Source organism: Gemmatimonadota bacterium (assembly GCA_026702745.1).
In the GTDB taxonomy this organism is placed as follows: domain Bacteria; phylum JAAXHH01; class JAAXHH01; order JAAXHH01; family JAAXHH01; genus JAAXHH01.
Window position 1 is genome coordinate 1 of record JAPPBT010000101.1, and the last position, 16,304, is coordinate 16,304.

Consider the following 16,304-nt stretch of genomic DNA (forward strand, 5'->3'; position numbering starts at 1 on the left):
GACGGACTCGTACTGGTCCAGGATCAGGCGGTACTTGCCGGTGAGCCCGACCTTCAGCGACGGGTGGTAGGACGTGGGTTCCAGGCCTTCCGCGATGGCCAGGACCCGTTCGCACAGGTCTCGCGAGAAGGACACGCCGGTCGACGACCCGAAGGGTTTCAGCACCATGACGAGAAACTGCCCCTGCTCGTCGTGTCCGGTGAAGTACCCGTCGACCCACTTGTCCAGCTTCTCCGACGCCTGTTTCTCGTACTTCTCCTCCAGGTCGCTCACGGTGAACGGTTCGTCTTCCGTCTCCAGGCCGAGGTCTTCCTCGGAAACGAAAAGGGGATTCTGTTCCAGTTTCGTCTTCAGGATCTGCCGGCTCAGCCGGCTCTGGATCTCTTCCAGGTCTTCCAGGTCGGCGTACAGGTACTTGTGGTTTTCGTAGAACCGCTTTTCGTCGTCCACCCTGTACTCGATGTAACGGACATATCCTTCCGGGAGATCGGACCGGAGCCGGCCGGCGAGGTCGTCGGCGTACCGCTGGGCGGCGGCCAGGTCTTCCGTCTCTATGACGACGGTCAGGTTGCCGATGCCGCCGACGCGCTCCGTGAGCCGGTGTATGTCGTCGACGCTCCGGTAGCCTTCGGGGAGCAGTTCGACGAAGTCGGTTTTCAGCTGAAGCCTGAAGGCGAAATGGACGGAAAGCGAGGCGGAAAGCAGCGCGAACAACAGGACCTTTGCCGGATGGCGGCAGATGAAGGCGATATACCTGTTCAGGAAGCGGTCTAGGGCGGCTCTGGTTTCGGCCTTCACGGTGCATTCCTCGTATGAATCGCGCACATCCAAGGTATGGAAATATCCCGGTAAACCACTGGGGTGTCAACCACTAAAACGGCGAATGCAACGGGGTTGAAGGGCTTCGGCGAAAGGCGTTTTTCTTTGACTTATCCCGTGCGCGACCTTACATATGCTGGACCCGTTTTTTGATACAACCCATTGCTGAAAAACGCGAAAGCCGTACTCCGCCCACTACATTTTCCGCCCACTCCATGGCCTCAGTACAGCAAAGTGTTTCCGCCTCGGCTGTCCGTGCGACCGCGACCCGGATCATTACGCCGCGATCCATTCTCCTGGGCCTGACGAGCGTCGTCCTGATTTCCCTCATCGTCCCCTATTTCCAGTACACCATGGCCTCGTCCCAGCTGGGCGCGGATCATCTCCACATCGGCGCGCTGTTTCTGGCCTTTGCGTACCTGGTCGTATTCAACGTGGTGCTGGCCAGGTGGAAGAAGGACTGGGCCCTCACGCCCCACGAGTTCGTCATCCCTCTGGTCATGGGCATGGCGGCATCGGGGCTGACGACCAACGGCATGGGCGCCCCGTTCATCTCCACGCTGATGGCCCCCTACCTGCTGGCGACGCCCGAGAACCAGTGGGCCGAGTACTTCTACCCGTACCTGAAGCCCTGGGCGACCGTCACGAACCAGGGCAACGCGCTCACGTGGCTGGTGGACGGCATCCCGCCCGGCGCGTCCATTCCCTGGAGCGTGTGGGGCATTCCGCTGTTCTGGTGGCTGACCTTCATCGTCCCGATCATCTTCATGGGCCTGTGTCTCGTGGTCATCCTCAGGCGTCAGTGGGTCGAACACGAGAAGCTCGTCTTCCCCATGATGCAGATCCCCCTCGCCTTCACCCGCGGCATGGAATCGCCGAGCCGCGTCCCGGCCTTTCTCTCGGAGAAGCGTTTCTGGATCGGCTTTTCCATCCCGTTCTGCGTGATGATGTACAACATCGTAGGGTACTTCACCCCGGTTGTACCCCAGTTCCCCTATTTCGGGTCGGCGCCGCCCATCGTATTCGGCGAGGGGTTCCCCCCGCTGGAAATCAACTTCCGCCCCGCCATACTTGGAATTTCCTATTTCGTCAACCTGGACGTCCTCGCCGGTTTCTGGGTGTTCTACATGATCGGGATCATCCAGGTGGGCATCGCTCACCGGATCGGGTACGACATCCCGGGACGGGACAATTACACGTCGATCCACCCCATGCTGGACTGGCAGAACATGGGCGCGTTCATCCTGTTCGTGGGATGGGGGCTCTGGCGGGCGCGGTTTCACATCCGCGCCGTGTGCTCCCAGGCCTTCGGCCGCAGGTCGGACCTGGACGACTCACAGGAAATGCTGCCCTACCGGGTCGCAGTCTTCGGATTCATCGGGGGTTTCGTCTATGGGGTGGTCTGGCTGAACCAGCTGGGCATGAGCGTGCCCATCGCCGTGTTCCTCCTCGCCGGCGTATTCATCATCTACATCGGCGTGTCCCGCATCATCGCCGAGGCCGGGCTGCCCTACGTGCGTTCGCCCATGATCGCCCAGGTGCTCGTGTTCTATTCGGTCGGGTCGGCCAACCTGTCCATGTCCACCATGACGGCCATGGCCCAGACCTACGGACCCGTCAGCGAGATCAAGTCGACCTTCATGCCCGCCTTCATGCAGGCTGCCAAGCTGTCCGAGATCGGTGCGCGCTGGCAGCGCGGCCTGGGCTGGTCGATCCTGGCCGCCGCGGTGATCGGCGTGGTGATCTCACTGGTATGGACGATCTACATGGGATTCGACCAGGGTACGCGCCAGTTCACCAATGGCTGGTGGTTCGGCCGAATCGGATCGACCATCCCTTACACTGAAACGCTTACCAAGATGCGGGATCCCTTCGGACCGGACACGTCGCGGCTGATGTTCTTCCTGGTGGGCGGTGCGCTCATGTTTCTGCTCATGACGCTGAGAGCCCGGCTGCCGGGCTGGCCGCTGCATCCCCTCGGATTCTTTCTTTCCTACTCCTGGCCCGCCCGGGCGATCGTCTCGTCCATGTTCGTGTGCTGGGTCATCAAGAGCATCATGATGTGGGTTGGCGGCATCGAACTGTACCGGAAGGGACAGCCCTTCTTCCTGGGCCTGATCTTCGGCGTGGTCACCGGCGTGGTCATCTCCATGTTCGTCGACTACGTTTGGTTTCCCCACGCGGGCCATCATATCTACGGGATAGACTGACGTGTATTCGCGGATATTCGGTTACTTCTTCCTCGCCGTGGGCGTCCTGTTGTTCCTCGCCGTGGCCGTCGCCGGCCCGGCCTGGGTGACGGAGCACGTGATCCTGAGGATCGTCTCCCTTCCGGAAGACGTACCGCCCAGGCCCCTCGAAGAGGCGCCGGTGACCTGGGAAGAGGTCTCCGAAATCGTCACCCCGGAACGCGTGGAGGCCCATGTCCGGGCGATGAGCGAAAACCCGTCCCGCGTCGTCGGTTATCCAGGAAACCGGGCGGCCATGGAGTACGTGGTCGATGCCTTTCATGCCGGCGGCCTTTCAGACGTCTCCGTCGACACCTTCACCGTATCCTCGCCCGTCGACCACGGTTTCACGCTGACCGTGCACGACTCCGTGGAAACGGAAATGCCGGTGTACCAGTTCTGGCCCAACCTGGTCCGGCTGAATTCCTTTACCGACGGGATCCGGGGACCCCTGCACTACGGCCGGCGGGGCGAGTTCCAGGCCTTCAACGGGAAGGAGATCGAGGGGAGTATCGTCCTGGTCGATTTCGACGGGCGCGACCAGTACCTCAACGCGCGGATGCTCGGTGCGCAGGCCATACTTTTCTACGACAGCGGCCCCGGTTCCGTGACCAACAACCAGGCCCAGCGCAAGATCCTGGACGTGCCCGCCGACGTGCCGCGCTTCTGGGTCCCGGACCCCCATGCCGCTGCGGTCCTGGCGGCCGCGCGGTCCGGCGAGGTCGAAGTGACAATACGGGGACGCATGTCATGGGAACGGGCCGAGACCTGGAACGTCATGGGGTGGATACCGGGCAAGGACGAGCCGCTGCCGGGGAGCGACGGTACGGAGAAATGGAAAGACCGGGTCGTCGTGCTGTCGGCCTTCTACGACGCCATGTCGGTCGTACCCGGACTGGCGCCGGGTGCCGAGAGCGCGGGGGGCGTCGCCGCCATGCTGGAACTGATGGACGTGCTTCGGGCCCATCCGCCGGGATACACGGTACTGTTCCTGGCCACGTCCGCCCATTTCCACGGGCTGCAGGGCGTAAACGACTTCCTGGACCGTCACCAGAGGAAAGACGAGTTCTTCCTGGAACGGATTCCCGAGGAGGACCGGATCCCCTTCGACCTGTTCCTGGGCCTGGACCTCACCAGCAGGGCGGACCAGGTCGGCCTGTTCAGCTACGGCGATTTCATCTTCTTCACCTCGAATCTGGAGATTCTGTACGAACCCTATGCGGACCGGTACCTGAATTACGCGCGCAAGGCCGGGGTCCACGATGAAGCGGACAGCCGGACGGCCTACCTCAACACGCTGACGCACCCGCTCCGGTCGCAGGAAAGCTTCATGCCCGCCGGTCCCGCCTTCGACCACGAGATGGTCACGCTCGCCGGGCTCCACGGCATGACCTTCGCCACAGTGAACGACAACCGGCTCCTTATCGATACCCCGAAGGACCGGATCGAGTACGTCGATTTCCCCAACCTGGTCCGGCAGATCCGGACGCTGGGCACCTTGCTGCCCGCCATGCTGTCCGATCCCGAGGCCTTCGACGTAGACGAGTCTATACGGCTCAAGGACGAGGGCCGCGACATCGAGGGCCGGGTCCTCGAATTCGACCGCACGGTCGATTTCTTCAAGCCCAATACCCCGGTCTCCGACGCCCTGGTCGTCTACGAGCCTGGCTATACGAGCCACAGCGGCGTGCGGGGATTCATGGTCACCCACGCCGACTCGCTGGGGCATTTCCGGCATTCAATGGTCCGGTTCCCCCGGGGACCGACGGAACTTCGCAGCTACGGCCTGGGCGCCGACGGCCGGATCGTGTACGCCCCGGACCTGGGTGAAGAGGGCAACGCCACCTTTCCCCTCGCGGTGCCGAACGCCGCAAAGGTGAACAATACCATACAGGTCCTTTTCCCCTGCGAGGAGATCAACCTCTTCGATATCGTGGACCCCGGCGTCTTCGTCGCCCTCGACAACCTGACCGTACTCGGCCGGGACAACAGTCCGTTGCGCAAGTACGGCGCGGCCTTCGTGGAGGATCAGAGCTTCTTCGGCAACTGGATGACCAACGCCGCGGTGGTCTTCGCCAGGCCCGAAGACCGGGTCAAGATGTTCATGAGCTCGGGTCCCCGGGGCGTCAAGTACCTGCTGACCAACACGCCCGAATCGTGGCTCGACGAACCACCGGAAAGTATCTCGGACGACGCCATGGCCCTGGCCCAGGGACGGGGATTCACGGCGGACCATGGCCTGATCCTCTACCCCTTCTACCAGAGCGCCCTGGACCTGTGGTCGCTCAACCGGGCCCGCCTGATGAAACTGGAGGACCACGGCGTGACCAACGCCCGGGCCGCCCAACTGCACGAGGAAAGCACCCAGGCATTGCGGGCCGCCCGGGAGGCCCTGGAAAACCGCCGTTACGACGCCTTCGCCGCACAGTCGAGGGAGGCCTGGGGCTACGAGGCACGGGCCTATCCCGACGTGCGGTACGCCGCGGACGACACGGTGGACGGCATTGTGTTCTACTTCATGCTGCTGGTCCCTTTCTGTTTCTTCCTCGAACGGCTTTTCTTCGGTTTCACGGACATACGGAAGCGGCTGGCCTCGGTGGGCGTCATCTTCGCGGCGGTCTTCCTGCTGCTGCAGAACGTGCACCCCGCCTTTCAACTCAGCCTGACGCCGTACATGGTCTTTCTCGCCTTCATCATCCTGGCCATGGCACTGATCATCATCACCATGATCGTAACCCGGTTCGACACCGAGATGAAGAACCTGACCCGGTCGGCGGCCGGCCTCCACGAGGCGGACATCGGCCGGCTGAGCGCCACGGCCGTGGCCATATCCCTGGGGATATCGAACCTGCGCAAGCGGAAGATGCGCACGGCGCTGACCGCGGTCACCCTGACCCTGCTGACCTTCACCGTGTTGTCCTTCACTTCCTTCCGGACCGGCATCCAGTTCTATACGCTGGACCGCGAGAACACCCCGCCGTACGACGGTGTCCTCATGCGCAGCCTGTCGTGGCACTCCCTGCCCACGTCCTTCCTGCCCTACGTGGAGAACGCCTTCGAAGGCCAGGCGGACGTGGTGCCCCGGTCCTGGTACGAGCCGGAGGACATGACCAGTCCCTACATCGATCTGCGCGTGCCGGGCAAAGGGACCGCCACCACGGTACAATCCGTCCTGGGACTGCACGCCGGCGAACCGGCCGTCACCGGCCTGGACCGCTTCCTGGTGCCGGGCGGACGATGGTTCGCCCCGGACGAAAGGTCGGTCTGCCTCCTGCCCACGGAACTGGCCGAGCGGTTGAACGTGGGGCCGGAGGACGTAGGTACGGCGGAAGTGGAGATCCTCGGGGGACGCTATACCGTGATCGGCCTGCTCGATTCCGATGGGTTCGACGCCTACCGGGACATGGACGACGAGAGCATCATGCCCGCCAGCTTCTCCATGACCCGTTCCCTGACCGAAATGGACATCGAAGTGTTCATGTCCACCATCCAGGCCTCCGAACACCTGCCGTCCCGCAACGTGCTCGTCCTGCCCTACCGGCAGACACTCGACCTGAACGGGTCCACGCGGTCCGTGGCCATCGCGGGGTTCTCAGGCGGCGAACAGCTTCGCGATTCCGTGGAGGCCTTCATGTCCCGGGTCCTCCTGGCCGTGTTCGTCGGCATGGAAGACGAAGTAAGGGTGTACAGTTCCCTGGGCGCCACTTCGGTCTCGGGCCTGGCCAACCTGATCATCCCGGTGCTCATCGCGGCGTTCCTGGTGTTGAACACCATGATGGGCGCCGTGTTCGAACGGTTCCGGGAAATCGGCGTGTACAGCGCGGTGGGCCTGGCGCCGAACCACGTGGCGGCCCTGTTCATTGCCGAAGCCGCCGTATTCGCGACCCTCGGGGCCGTATTCGGTTACCTGGCCGGACAAATCATCACCATGGGGCTTTCGCAATGGGACCTGCTGGGCGGCATGTCGCTCAACTATTCCTCCCTGTCGACCGTATACGCCACGATGGTCGTCATGGCCATCGTCTTCCTCTCCACCCTCTACCCGGCGAAGAAGGCCGCGGACATGACGGTGGAGGACGTGACGCGGCGCTGGTCGCCCCCGCCGCCCGACGAAGACGACTGGTGCTTCGAGTTCCCGTTCACGGTGACCGTCCCCGAAGCGTTGCCGCTGTCGGGTTACCTGAACCACATCTTCCAGACCCATGAAGACAGTTCGGCGGAGGACTTCGTCGCCGAGGGGACCACGCTCGACGCGATACCGGGCGATACCTTCGACACGTATCACGTGGCGTCCACCGTCTGGCTGGCGCCCTATGACCTCGCCATCAGCCAGGACGTGCGGCTTGAACTGGAGCCTGTGCTCCACGAGAGACTGTACCGCATCCTGATCGTGATCCATCGCCGCAGCGGAGACCTGGCGCAGTGGCAGACGATCAACCGGCGGTTCTTTACCGTACTGAGGAAGCGGTTTCTGGTATGGCGGACCCTGGCAGAGCCCATAAAGGCGCGGTACCGGGATATCAAAGCCTTCGATCGCCACACGGCCCTGTAACCTGCGGAGAGGAGCGGCGATGTACGATTTGATCATCAAAGGCGGCCACGTCATCGATCCGGAGAACGGCATCAGCGGAAGCCGGGACGTCGCCGTCGACGGCGGCCTGATCGCGGCGGTGGAGCACGACATCCCGGCGGAACACGGCCGAAAGGTCGCCCGCGTCCACGGCCATTACGTCACGCCCGGGTTGATCGACATCCACATGCATGCCTACGGCGGTTACCGGGGATGGGTATTCCCGGACGCCCACGTGCTCCCCAACGGGGTGACCACGGTGCTGGATACCGGGGGCGCGGGCTGGAAGAAGTTCGAAGACTTCAAGGACACGGTCATCGCGGATTCCACAACCCGGGTCCTGGCGCTGATCAACATCGTGGGCGCCGGCATGGAAGGCGCCGTGGAGCAGGACGTTTCGGAGATGGACCCGGTACCCTGCGGGGACATGATCGCCCGGTACCCGGAGCACGTCGTCGGGTCCAAGACCGCCCATTTCGGCGGACCGGGCTGGGAGGCGGTGGACGGCGCCGTCGAGGCGGCCCGCCGAAGCGGCACCATCGCCATGATCGATTTTGCGCCGAAGCCGACCCGGAGCTACCGGGACCTGCTGCTGAAGAAGTTGAGCCCCGGCGACATACACACGCACCTCTACGCGCAGCACATACCCCTGCTGGACGAAAACGGCCGGGTGAACGACTACGTCCGGGAAGCCCGGGACAAGGGCATCCTGTTCGACCTGGGCCACGGCGGCGGCAGCTTCTGGTTCCGCATCGCCGTGCCGGCCATCGAGCAGGGCTTTCTGCCGGATACCATCAGCACGGACCTCCACAAGTACAGCGCCCTGATGCCGAACGCGAGCATGAACACGACCATGTCGAAATGCCTGAACATGGGGATGACCCTGGAGGACGTGATCATGCGCTCCACGCGAAACCCCGCCCGGGCCATCCGGCGCCCCGAACTGGGTACGCTGAGCATCGGCGCGGAGGCGGACGTCGCCGTGCTGGAACTGGAATACGGAGAGTTCGGTTTCGTGGACTCGGGCCATGCGCGCATGCGCGGCGACCGCCGGCTGAGGTGCCTGCTGACGGTGCGGGGCGGCGAGGTGGTCTGGGATCTGAACGGCCTGACGCGGCCGGACTGGGACAAGGCGGGCGACTACATAAGGACCGAGTGAGCGAATGAGTGACACCAGCCGGGAACAGCAGGAACAGCGGGAGCAGCGCGACCAGGCCGCGACGACCGCCGGACAGGACGACCAGTGGCAGATCGTGCCGGACAGCCTGCCCTACGAGGACGGGTTCAGCAGCCGGATCATCTGGGCCGCCTTCTTCGTCGGGCTGGTCATGCTGCCCGGGGCGATCTACCTGGAACTGGTGACCGGAAAGAGTTTCGCGGGCGCCGCGGAATGGGTCACCATCATCATGTTCATCGAGATCGGGAAGCGCCTGTTCATCAAGCTGAAGCCCCAGGAAGCCATCATCCTCTACTGGCTTGCCGCCGGGTTGGCGGCGACGGGCCTGGGCGCCAGCGGCATGGCGGCCGGATCGTCGGTGCACGGCGCGCCTTTTGCCAAGATGATCTGGTTCCAATATCTGATCCAGTCCCCCCAGGCGGACGGCCTGGCCCAGCTTCTGCCCCAGTGGGTATCGCCGCCCAGGGGTTCCGACTCCCTGATCACCCGGACCCTCTTCTCCATGGAGTGGATGGAGCCCATCCTGCTGGCCGTCCTCGTGTCCATCCTCGGCCTGGTCAACGCCCTTTCGCTGGGATACGTGCTCTTCCGCATCACGGCCGACACCGAGCGCCTGCCCTTTCCCCTGGCGCCCGTGCAGGCGGCCGGCGCCACCGCGCTGGCGGAATCGTCGGCGGGCGAGGAGACCTGGCGCTGGCGCCTGTTTACCGTCGGCGCCATGATCGGCCTGGGCTGGGGCATACTCTACGTGGTCGTCCCGACGGTATCGGGCGTGGTGCTGACCAAGGGCGTCGAGGTCTTCCCCATTCCCTTCGCGGACTTCACGCCGCGGGTCCGGGACGTATTGCCCGCGTCGCCTATCGGCATCGGCACGGACATGGCCACGCTCCTGGTGGGTTTCGTCCTGCCCTTCTGGATCGTGGTCGGCACCTTCATCAGTTCCTTCGTGGTCACCTTCATCGCCAATCCGGCTCTCTACCATTTCGGCCTGTTGCACAGCTGGGCGCCGGGGATGAGCACCATCCCCACTTCCATTAACAACACCATCGATTTCTGGCTTAGTTTCTCTTCCATCGGCACTTCGCTGGTCATCGGCCTGATCGGCCTGGTGGCCTTCGCCCGCGCCCTGAAACGAGACCCGGACGGCACGTCGGGCGTCCAGGGACCCCGCCGGCCGCCGCCGGAACGGGGTGATTTCAGGCTGCCCATACCCATCGCGCTCTGGGCGTTGTCTACCCTGTGCTTCATCGCTCTGGTCTACTACCTCGAACCCACGTTCCCGGTATGGATCTCCGTGGTTTTCGGGTTCCTGTGGACGCCCTTCTTCTCCTACATCGGCGCGCGCATGATCGGCCTCACGGGCTCGCCTTACGGATCGTCCTTCCCCTACGCGAGGGAGGGCTCCTTCTACCTGTCGGGCTACAAGGGCGTGGCCATCTGGTTCGCGCCGGTTCCGCTCTTCGATCACAGCGGGGTGGTCGCGACCTTCCGGCAGTTGGAACTCACCCGAACGCGATTCCCAAGCCTGGTCAAACTGTATATATTGAGCCTGTTGCTGCTCATTGTGTTCAGTTTCCTGTTCTACGCCCTGATCTGGAAACTGGCGCCCATACCGTCCGCGGCCTATCCCTTCGTCGAGAAGATGTGGCCGCTGCAGGCGACGATGGAAACGATCTGGATCAAGTCGACCCTGCCGGGCGGATCGGATGTGATCGGGCAACTCATCAAGTGGGAATACATCGGCGCCGGGATGGGGTTCACGGTGGCCCTGTACGGGGTCCTGAGCCTGCTCAAGGCGCCGCCGTTGCTATTCTATGGCCTGGTCGCGGGACTGGGCACCGGTGCCTGGATACACTACACGCTGCCCACGTTCATCGGAGCGATGCTGGGCCGGTTCTATTTCGGGCGGCGGTACGGAGAGAAAAGGTGGCGCGCCTACGCGCCGGTGATCCTGGCCGGGTACGGGTGCGGCCTGGGACTCATCGGCATGGCGGCTGTCTCCCTGGTGCTGATCGCCAAGTCCACGTCCCAGATCCTGTTCTGACGTCCCGGATCCTGTGCTGACGAATGTAAAGAGGGAACGGACTGTTTATGTCCGATGATTTCCGCGTAGCCCTGGTCGCCGACCTGCGGGGTCCCGACGGCGGGGTCGTGTTCGACAATTTCGGCGTCGACCTGCTGGACGAAGCCGGGCTCTTCCATGCCTTCCTGGAAGAGGACCGGTGGCCCGTCACCCCGGATCAGCTCGAGGATTTCGACGCGGTGATCTCCATGGGCCAGCCCTACACGCAAGACTCCTTTGCCGGGAGCGAGCGCCTGGCGCTCATCGCCCGGACGGGCGTGGGCTACGACATGATCGATATGGACGCCGCGACGGAGGCGGACGTCATGGTGACGATCACGCCGGAGGCCACGCGCAGGCCGGTGGCCAGCGCCACGATGGCCCTCATGCTCGGTCTGTGTCACCGGGTGACGATCAAGGACGCCATCGTGCGGAACGACGACTGGGACATACGTTTCGATCACATGGGATGCGAGATCCGGGGCCGCGTGGTCGGCCTGATCGGCATGGGAATGATCGGCCGCGAGGTGTCGCGCATGCTGGCGCCCTTCGAACCATCGGAGATCCTCGTCTCCGACCCCGTCGTGACCGCGGATGAGGCCGCACAACTGGGCGTTACGCTGGTGGACCGGGAGACACTGCTCAAACGAAGCACTTTCGTCACCATTCATTGTCCGTTGAACGATCACACCCGGTACCTGATCGGTGCGCGTGAGCTGCGCATGATGCGGGAGGACGCCTACCTCGTCAACACGGCGCGTGGCGCCATCGTAGACCAGAAAGCACTGGAGCAGGCGTTGCAGGAAGGCTGGATCGCAGGCGCGGCCATTGACGTATTCGAGCAGGAACCGCCAGACGCCGACGATCCCCTGCTGTCCCTGCCAAATGTCATCCTGGCGCCTCACGCTTCGTGCTGGACCTACGAGTTGTTTCGCGATATCGGACACGACTGCATGAAGGCGGCCCTGGCCGTCTCCCGTGGAGAAGAGCCTCCCTACGTGGTCAACCGGGAAGTACTCGAACGGCCCGGCTTGAGGAGGAAACTGGAAAAGTTCAACGGATAAGACCAGGAAAGGAAGACAATGCCAGTAATTTCCCCAGAGAAACTGCATCGAATCGGCTGTGAGGTGATGGAGGCAGCCGGCTGTACGGCGGACGATGCCCGCAGCGTGGTGGACCACCTCGTGGATTCCAATCTCTTCGGCCACGATTCTCACGGCGCCATCCGGATCCCGGAATACGTCAAGGCCATCAAGGACGAGGGCCGGTTCAAGGCCAGAGCGGACGTGCGAATCCTGATGGAGAGTCCTTGTACGGCCGTGGTGGACAACGGAGGCGCGCTCGGCCAGGTGGGCGGAACCGTCGCCATGCAACTGGCCATGAAGAAGGCGAGAGCGCACGGCACGGCCACGGTTTCGCTAAGGCGCACCAGCCACGTGGGGCGCGTGGGCGCTTATCCGCTCATGGCGGCCCGGGAGGGCCTGATCGGACTGGCCTTCGTCAACGCGGGCCGGTTCGGACGCCAGATCCCGCCCTTCGGCGGTATCGACGGACGCATCAGCACCAATCCCATTGCTTTCTCGGCCCCCCGCAGGAACGACGACCCCGTCATGGTAGACCTGACCACTTCCGTCGTCGCAGAAGGCAAGGTGCGTGTCGCCGCGAACAAGGGCGTTCGGGTTCCCGAGGGCTGGTTGATCGACCACGAAGGAAATCCCACCACGGACCCGACCGTGATCAAGGGCCCGCCGCCCAACGGCGCCATCCTGCCCATGGGCGGCATCGTCGCCCACAAGGGCTACAGCCTGGGGCTGCTCGTAGAGATCCTGGGCGGCACGCTGAGCGGACAGGGATGCGCGCAGGGCGAGCAGACCGTATCGAGCAACGGGGTGCTCTTCACCGTTTACGATATCTCTTTCTTTACCGATCTGGACTGGTACTACGAGGAAGTCGAAGGAATGATCCGCCACGTGAAAGCCAGCCGTACAGCACCGGGATTCGACGAGATCCTCATACCGGGCGAACCGGAGTTCCGACTGGCGGCGAAGCGACGTCAGGAAGGGATCAGCATCGACGACACCACCTGGCAGCAGATGAAGGAAGCCGGGACGCGGGTCGGCCTGGACCCCGAGCACTGGTAAGTCCGCGTATATAAATGAATAGGGGCAGGAGAATCGCTCTCCTGCCCCATAAAACCTTCTTACTGGATAGCGGCGGAAACTACTTGGCGGCGAAACTGCCCTTGAGCCGGTGGGTTCCCCACGAAACGGACAGCTTTCCCTTCCCATCCGAATCCTTGAGCTCCACGGTGAGCCGCTCCACCGATTCGTCGCCCGTGCTGTAACTCAGCGGTACTTCCAGCACGTCGTTCTCCCGGCTGGCGCCCGGTGCGCCCCAGATCCCCACCTCACTGTTGAAGATGAGCGACCACGAATCGCCTTCCACGTGCTTGATCCATGCGCTGTAGGAACCCATGGCCAGGGTCTGATCACCGAACATCAGGTCGGCTTCCGACGTGAAGGTCGTGGATTTGTTGCTGCCGAATCGCCAGACGAATCCCGCCGGCGCCATGGCGAGCATGTCCCTGCCCTTCATTTCGGGACGGCCGTAATCGATGGATACCTTGCCTCCCGACAGCGTGACTTCCGCCATGCCCCGGCCGGGGTCCGATCCTTCACCGCCTGCGGGCATCGTCGTCTGGGCATCGGCGATCCCGCCCAGGGAAGTAAGGGCCATGGCAAGGACCAGGCCGCCGATCATACGGGTAATGCGAAGCATAAAAACCTCCTGAAAACGGTACTTGTTCCGACATCCTTTGAAGCAGGTCGTACGGACCAAAAAATGACAAGAATCAACGTTGCTGTCAACGGATTTGCATCGACCCGACGTTGCCCGGGAAACGGACCAGGGCAAAGTCGACACGCATGCCGCGGCCAGCCTCGGGAGACGGTAGGCCGGCGGTGTATTTCCCTTGATTTCTGGTTCTTCCCGGTCGATTTTAGCCCGTGGGGCTCTACGTTCAACAACCCCTTCCTGCTGCGACGATTCTATATACGTCCGATAACTGTAATTCTTCAATTTAAAGGAGCTACTGGGATGACCCGTGTAGACGATGCCGTATTGAACGGTCTGGCCGGATTCGACTCGGCCACGGTTTACAACGCCGTGGAGAAAGTGCAGGGCGTTTCGAATGACGATTACACCGGACCGGAGATTCAGTACCTGACGCCTGAATTCGGCGCCGTGATCGGGTACGCCGTGACTTCCGAGGTCACCCCGCTGGACGCCACACCGGCCAATATGAGCTGGTCCGACTACTACGACGTGCTGGACGAGACGCCGGGTCCCATGATCGCGGTAATGAAGGACGTCGACACCCGTCCGAAGCGCGCCGCCCTCTTCGGCGACGGCATGGCGCATATCCACAGGAAGCTCGGCGTAGTCGGCGCCGTGGTCGAAGGCTGTGTCCGTGATCTCGAGGGCATCCGGGCAGCGGGTCTGCCTATATGGGGCCTCGGTACGGTATCCGGCCACGGCCCCTTCAACGTGCGGGCCGTAGGCCGGCCGCTTGTGGCCGGACAGTTGCTTGTGCAGACCGGCGACCTGTTGCTCGCCGACGTGGACGGCGTGGTGAAGATCCCGCTCGACATCGCGGAAGACACCCTGAGAAAGGCGAATGAGATCAGGACCTGGGAACGGTCCCACTTCGACATGATCAACAGTCCCGAATTCACCTACGAAAAATGGAAGAACCGGGAATCGCAGGCGTAAGCCGCCTATTGGACCAGATCGTGAAATCACCAACGGGCACCGAGCTGAATTGCAAAAATTGGCTCATCGAAGCGGCCTACCGCATGATCCAGAACAACCTGGATCCGCAGGTCGCCTTCGATCCCGAAAACCTAGTCGTATACGGCGGCAGGGGCAAGGCCGCCCGGAACCGGGAAGCCCTTGAAGCCATCCTGAACGCATTGCGGAACCTAGAACCCGACGAGACCCTCATGGTGCAGTCGGGCAAGCCTGTGGCGGTGTTTCGCACCCACGAGGACACGCCGCGCGTCCTGATCGCCAATTCGAACATGGTGCCGGCCTGGGCGACGCAGGAGAATTTCGACGCCTGGGAGCGCGAGGGCCTGACGATGTACGGCCAGATGACGGCCGGCAGCTGGATCTACATCGGCACGCAGGGCATCCTGCAGGGTACTTACGAGACCTTCGGCGCGCTCGCTCGTAAACACGGTTGGGGCAGCCTGTCGGGAAAGCTCGTGGTTACGGCCGGCCTGGGCGAGATGGGCGGCGCCCAGGCGTTGGCCATCACCATGAACGGCGGCGTGGGCCTGCTGGTGGAGGTGGATCCGTGGCGCGCGCGTCGTCGCCTGGAGCTTCGCCAGGTGGACACCGTGGCGGAGAACCTCGATCTTGCGTTGAGTTGGGTGGATGAGGCGCTGGCCGCGGGCGAAGCCCGGTCGATCGCCCTGATCGGAAACGCCGCCGAGGTCCTTCCCGAACTGCTTGACCGGGGTATCGTGCCCGACGTGGTCACGGACCAGACCGCGGCTCACGATCCGCTCTACGGGTACATTCCCGCCGGGCTGTCGCCTGAAGAAGCGCGCCGGTTGCGCGAGTGCGATCCGGACGCCTACCAGGAGCGTTCCCTCGCTTCCATGACCGTCCATGTCCAGGCCATGCTCGCGTGGCAGCGGAAGGGCGCTGTGGTCTTCGACTACGGCAACAACCTGCGGCAGCGGGCCTATGACAACGGGGTGGAGCAGGCCTTCGACTATCCCGGTTTCGTCCCGGCCTACATCCGTCCCCTGTTCTGCGAAGGCAAGGGTCCCTTCCGCTGGGTCGCCCTCTCGGGAGATCCCGAGGACATCTACCGGACGGACCAGGCCATTCTCGAGCTGTTTCCGGAGGACGATCACCTGTTCCGCTGGATCACCATGGCCCGGCGGCACGTGGAATTCCAGGGGCTTCCGGCCCGAATCTGCTGGCTGGGATACGGAGAAAGAGCCCGGGCGGGACTGAGATTCAACGAGCTGGTCGCTTCGGGCGAGGTCACCGCGCCCATCGTCATCGGTCGCGACCACCTCGACAGCGGTTCCGTTGCCAGCCCGAACCGCGAGACCGAGGCCATGAAGGACGGATCGGACGCCATCGCGGACTGGCCCGTACTGAACGCATTGATCAACACGGCGAGCGGCGCGACCTGGGTGAGCTACCACCACGGCGGCGGCGTGGGCATCGGATACAGCCTCCACGCCGGGCAGGTCATCGTCGCCGACGGCACGCCCGAGGCAGCCGCGCGCCTGGAGCGCGTGCTCACCAACGACCCGGGGATGGGCGTGGCCCGGCACGTGGACGCCGGCTACGAAGAAGCGCTGGCCGTGGCGAGATCCCGCGGCGTCAAGATCCCCATGATGGACTGAACATCGGAAGCGATGGTCG

Annotated in this window: 10 protein-coding genes; 8 read left to right on the forward strand and 2 right to left on the reverse strand. The window is 63.4% G+C overall.

Translation table 11 applies throughout. The features are described 5' to 3' along the window. Positions 1 to 798 (reverse strand): hypothetical protein (locus tag OXH56_16040; protein ID MCY3556821.1); only part of this gene is annotated, 798 nt, incomplete at its 3' end. A 236-nt stretch (positions 799 to 1,034) separates the two neighbouring features. Between OXH56_16040 and OXH56_16045 the strand changes: the two genes are divergently transcribed. From OXH56_16045 to OXH56_16070, 6 genes are read left to right on the forward strand one after another with little or no spacing between them, the layout of a single operon-like run. Next, a complete protein-coding gene (locus OXH56_16045) occupies positions 1,035 to 3,029 on the forward strand; it encodes a hypothetical protein (protein ID MCY3556822.1) in 1,995 nt (664 codons plus the stop codon). A gap of 1 nt (position 3,030) precedes the next feature. Continuing rightward, complete coding sequence (locus tag OXH56_16050; protein MCY3556823.1) at positions 3,031 to 7,599, forward strand: M28 family peptidase; 4,569 nt, start codon at positions 3,031 to 3,033, stop codon at positions 7,597 to 7,599. Between the two features lie 19 nt (positions 7,600 to 7,618). Then, entirely contained in the window at positions 7,619 to 8,776 is a 1,158-nt protein-coding gene (locus OXH56_16055) for an amidohydrolase/deacetylase family metallohydrolase (protein MCY3556824.1), read from the forward strand. 4 nt (positions 8,777 to 8,780) lie between these two features. Then, positions 8,781 to 10,838, forward strand: coding sequence for a peptide transporter (locus OXH56_16060; protein MCY3556825.1), 2,058 nt, complete (start codon positions 8,781 to 8,783; stop codon positions 10,836 to 10,838). Between the two features lie 47 nt (positions 10,839 to 10,885). Continuing rightward, positions 10,886 to 11,920: a dehydrogenase gene (locus OXH56_16065; GenBank protein MCY3556826.1), complete on the forward strand. Its 1,035-nt coding sequence runs from the start codon at positions 10,886 to 10,888 to the stop codon at positions 11,918 to 11,920. A gap of 18 nt (positions 11,921 to 11,938) precedes the next feature. Next, complete coding sequence (locus OXH56_16070; protein ID MCY3556827.1) at positions 11,939 to 12,997, forward strand: Ldh family oxidoreductase; 1,059 nt, start codon at positions 11,939 to 11,941, stop codon at positions 12,995 to 12,997. A 79-nt stretch (positions 12,998 to 13,076) separates the two neighbouring features. Here OXH56_16070 and OXH56_16075 read toward each other — a convergent pair whose 3' ends face one another. After that, positions 13,077 to 13,634 (reverse strand): DUF2911 domain-containing protein, encoded by a 558-nt coding sequence (locus OXH56_16075; GenBank protein ID MCY3556828.1) that lies wholly within the window; start codon positions 13,632 to 13,634, stop codon positions 13,077 to 13,079. A 318-nt stretch (positions 13,635 to 13,952) separates the two neighbouring features. Here OXH56_16075 and OXH56_16080 point away from each other — a divergent pair, with 318 nt between their 5' ends. Then, positions 13,953 to 14,627, forward strand: coding sequence for an RraA family protein (locus tag OXH56_16080; GenBank protein MCY3556829.1), 675 nt, complete (start codon positions 13,953 to 13,955; stop codon positions 14,625 to 14,627). After that, complete coding sequence (gene hutU / locus OXH56_16085) at positions 14,600 to 16,285, forward strand: urocanate hydratase (protein ID MCY3556830.1); 1,686 nt, start codon at positions 14,600 to 14,602, stop codon at positions 16,283 to 16,285. Before OXH56_16080 ends, hutU begins: the two co-directional genes overlap by 28 nt. Positions 16,286 to 16,304 lie beyond the last annotated feature (19 nt).

Bases quoted from the DNA above. Each gene is read 5' to 3' on its own strand.
- hutU (MCY3556830.1), top strand. From the start codon at position 14,600: ATGGAAGAACCGGGAATCGCAGGCGTAAGCCGCCTATTGGACCAGATC.
- OXH56_16075 (MCY3556828.1), bottom strand. From the start codon at position 13,634: ATGCTTCGCATTACCCGTATGATCGGCGGCCTGGTCCTTGCCATGGCC.
- OXH56_16055 (MCY3556824.1), top strand. From the start codon at position 7,619: ATGTACGATTTGATCATCAAAGGCGGCCACGTCATCGATCCGGAGAAC.
- OXH56_16065 (MCY3556826.1), top strand. From the start codon at position 10,886: ATGTCCGATGATTTCCGCGTAGCCCTGGTCGCCGACCTGCGGGGTCCC.
- OXH56_16070 (MCY3556827.1), top strand. From the start codon at position 11,939: ATGCCAGTAATTTCCCCAGAGAAACTGCATCGAATCGGCTGTGAGGTG.
- OXH56_16060 (MCY3556825.1), top strand. From the start codon at position 8,781: ATGAGTGACACCAGCCGGGAACAGCAGGAACAGCGGGAGCAGCGCGAC.
- OXH56_16080 (MCY3556829.1), top strand. From the start codon at position 13,953: ATGACCCGTGTAGACGATGCCGTATTGAACGGTCTGGCCGGATTCGAC.
- OXH56_16045 (MCY3556822.1), top strand. From the start codon at position 1,035: ATGGCCTCAGTACAGCAAAGTGTTTCCGCCTCGGCTGTCCGTGCGACC.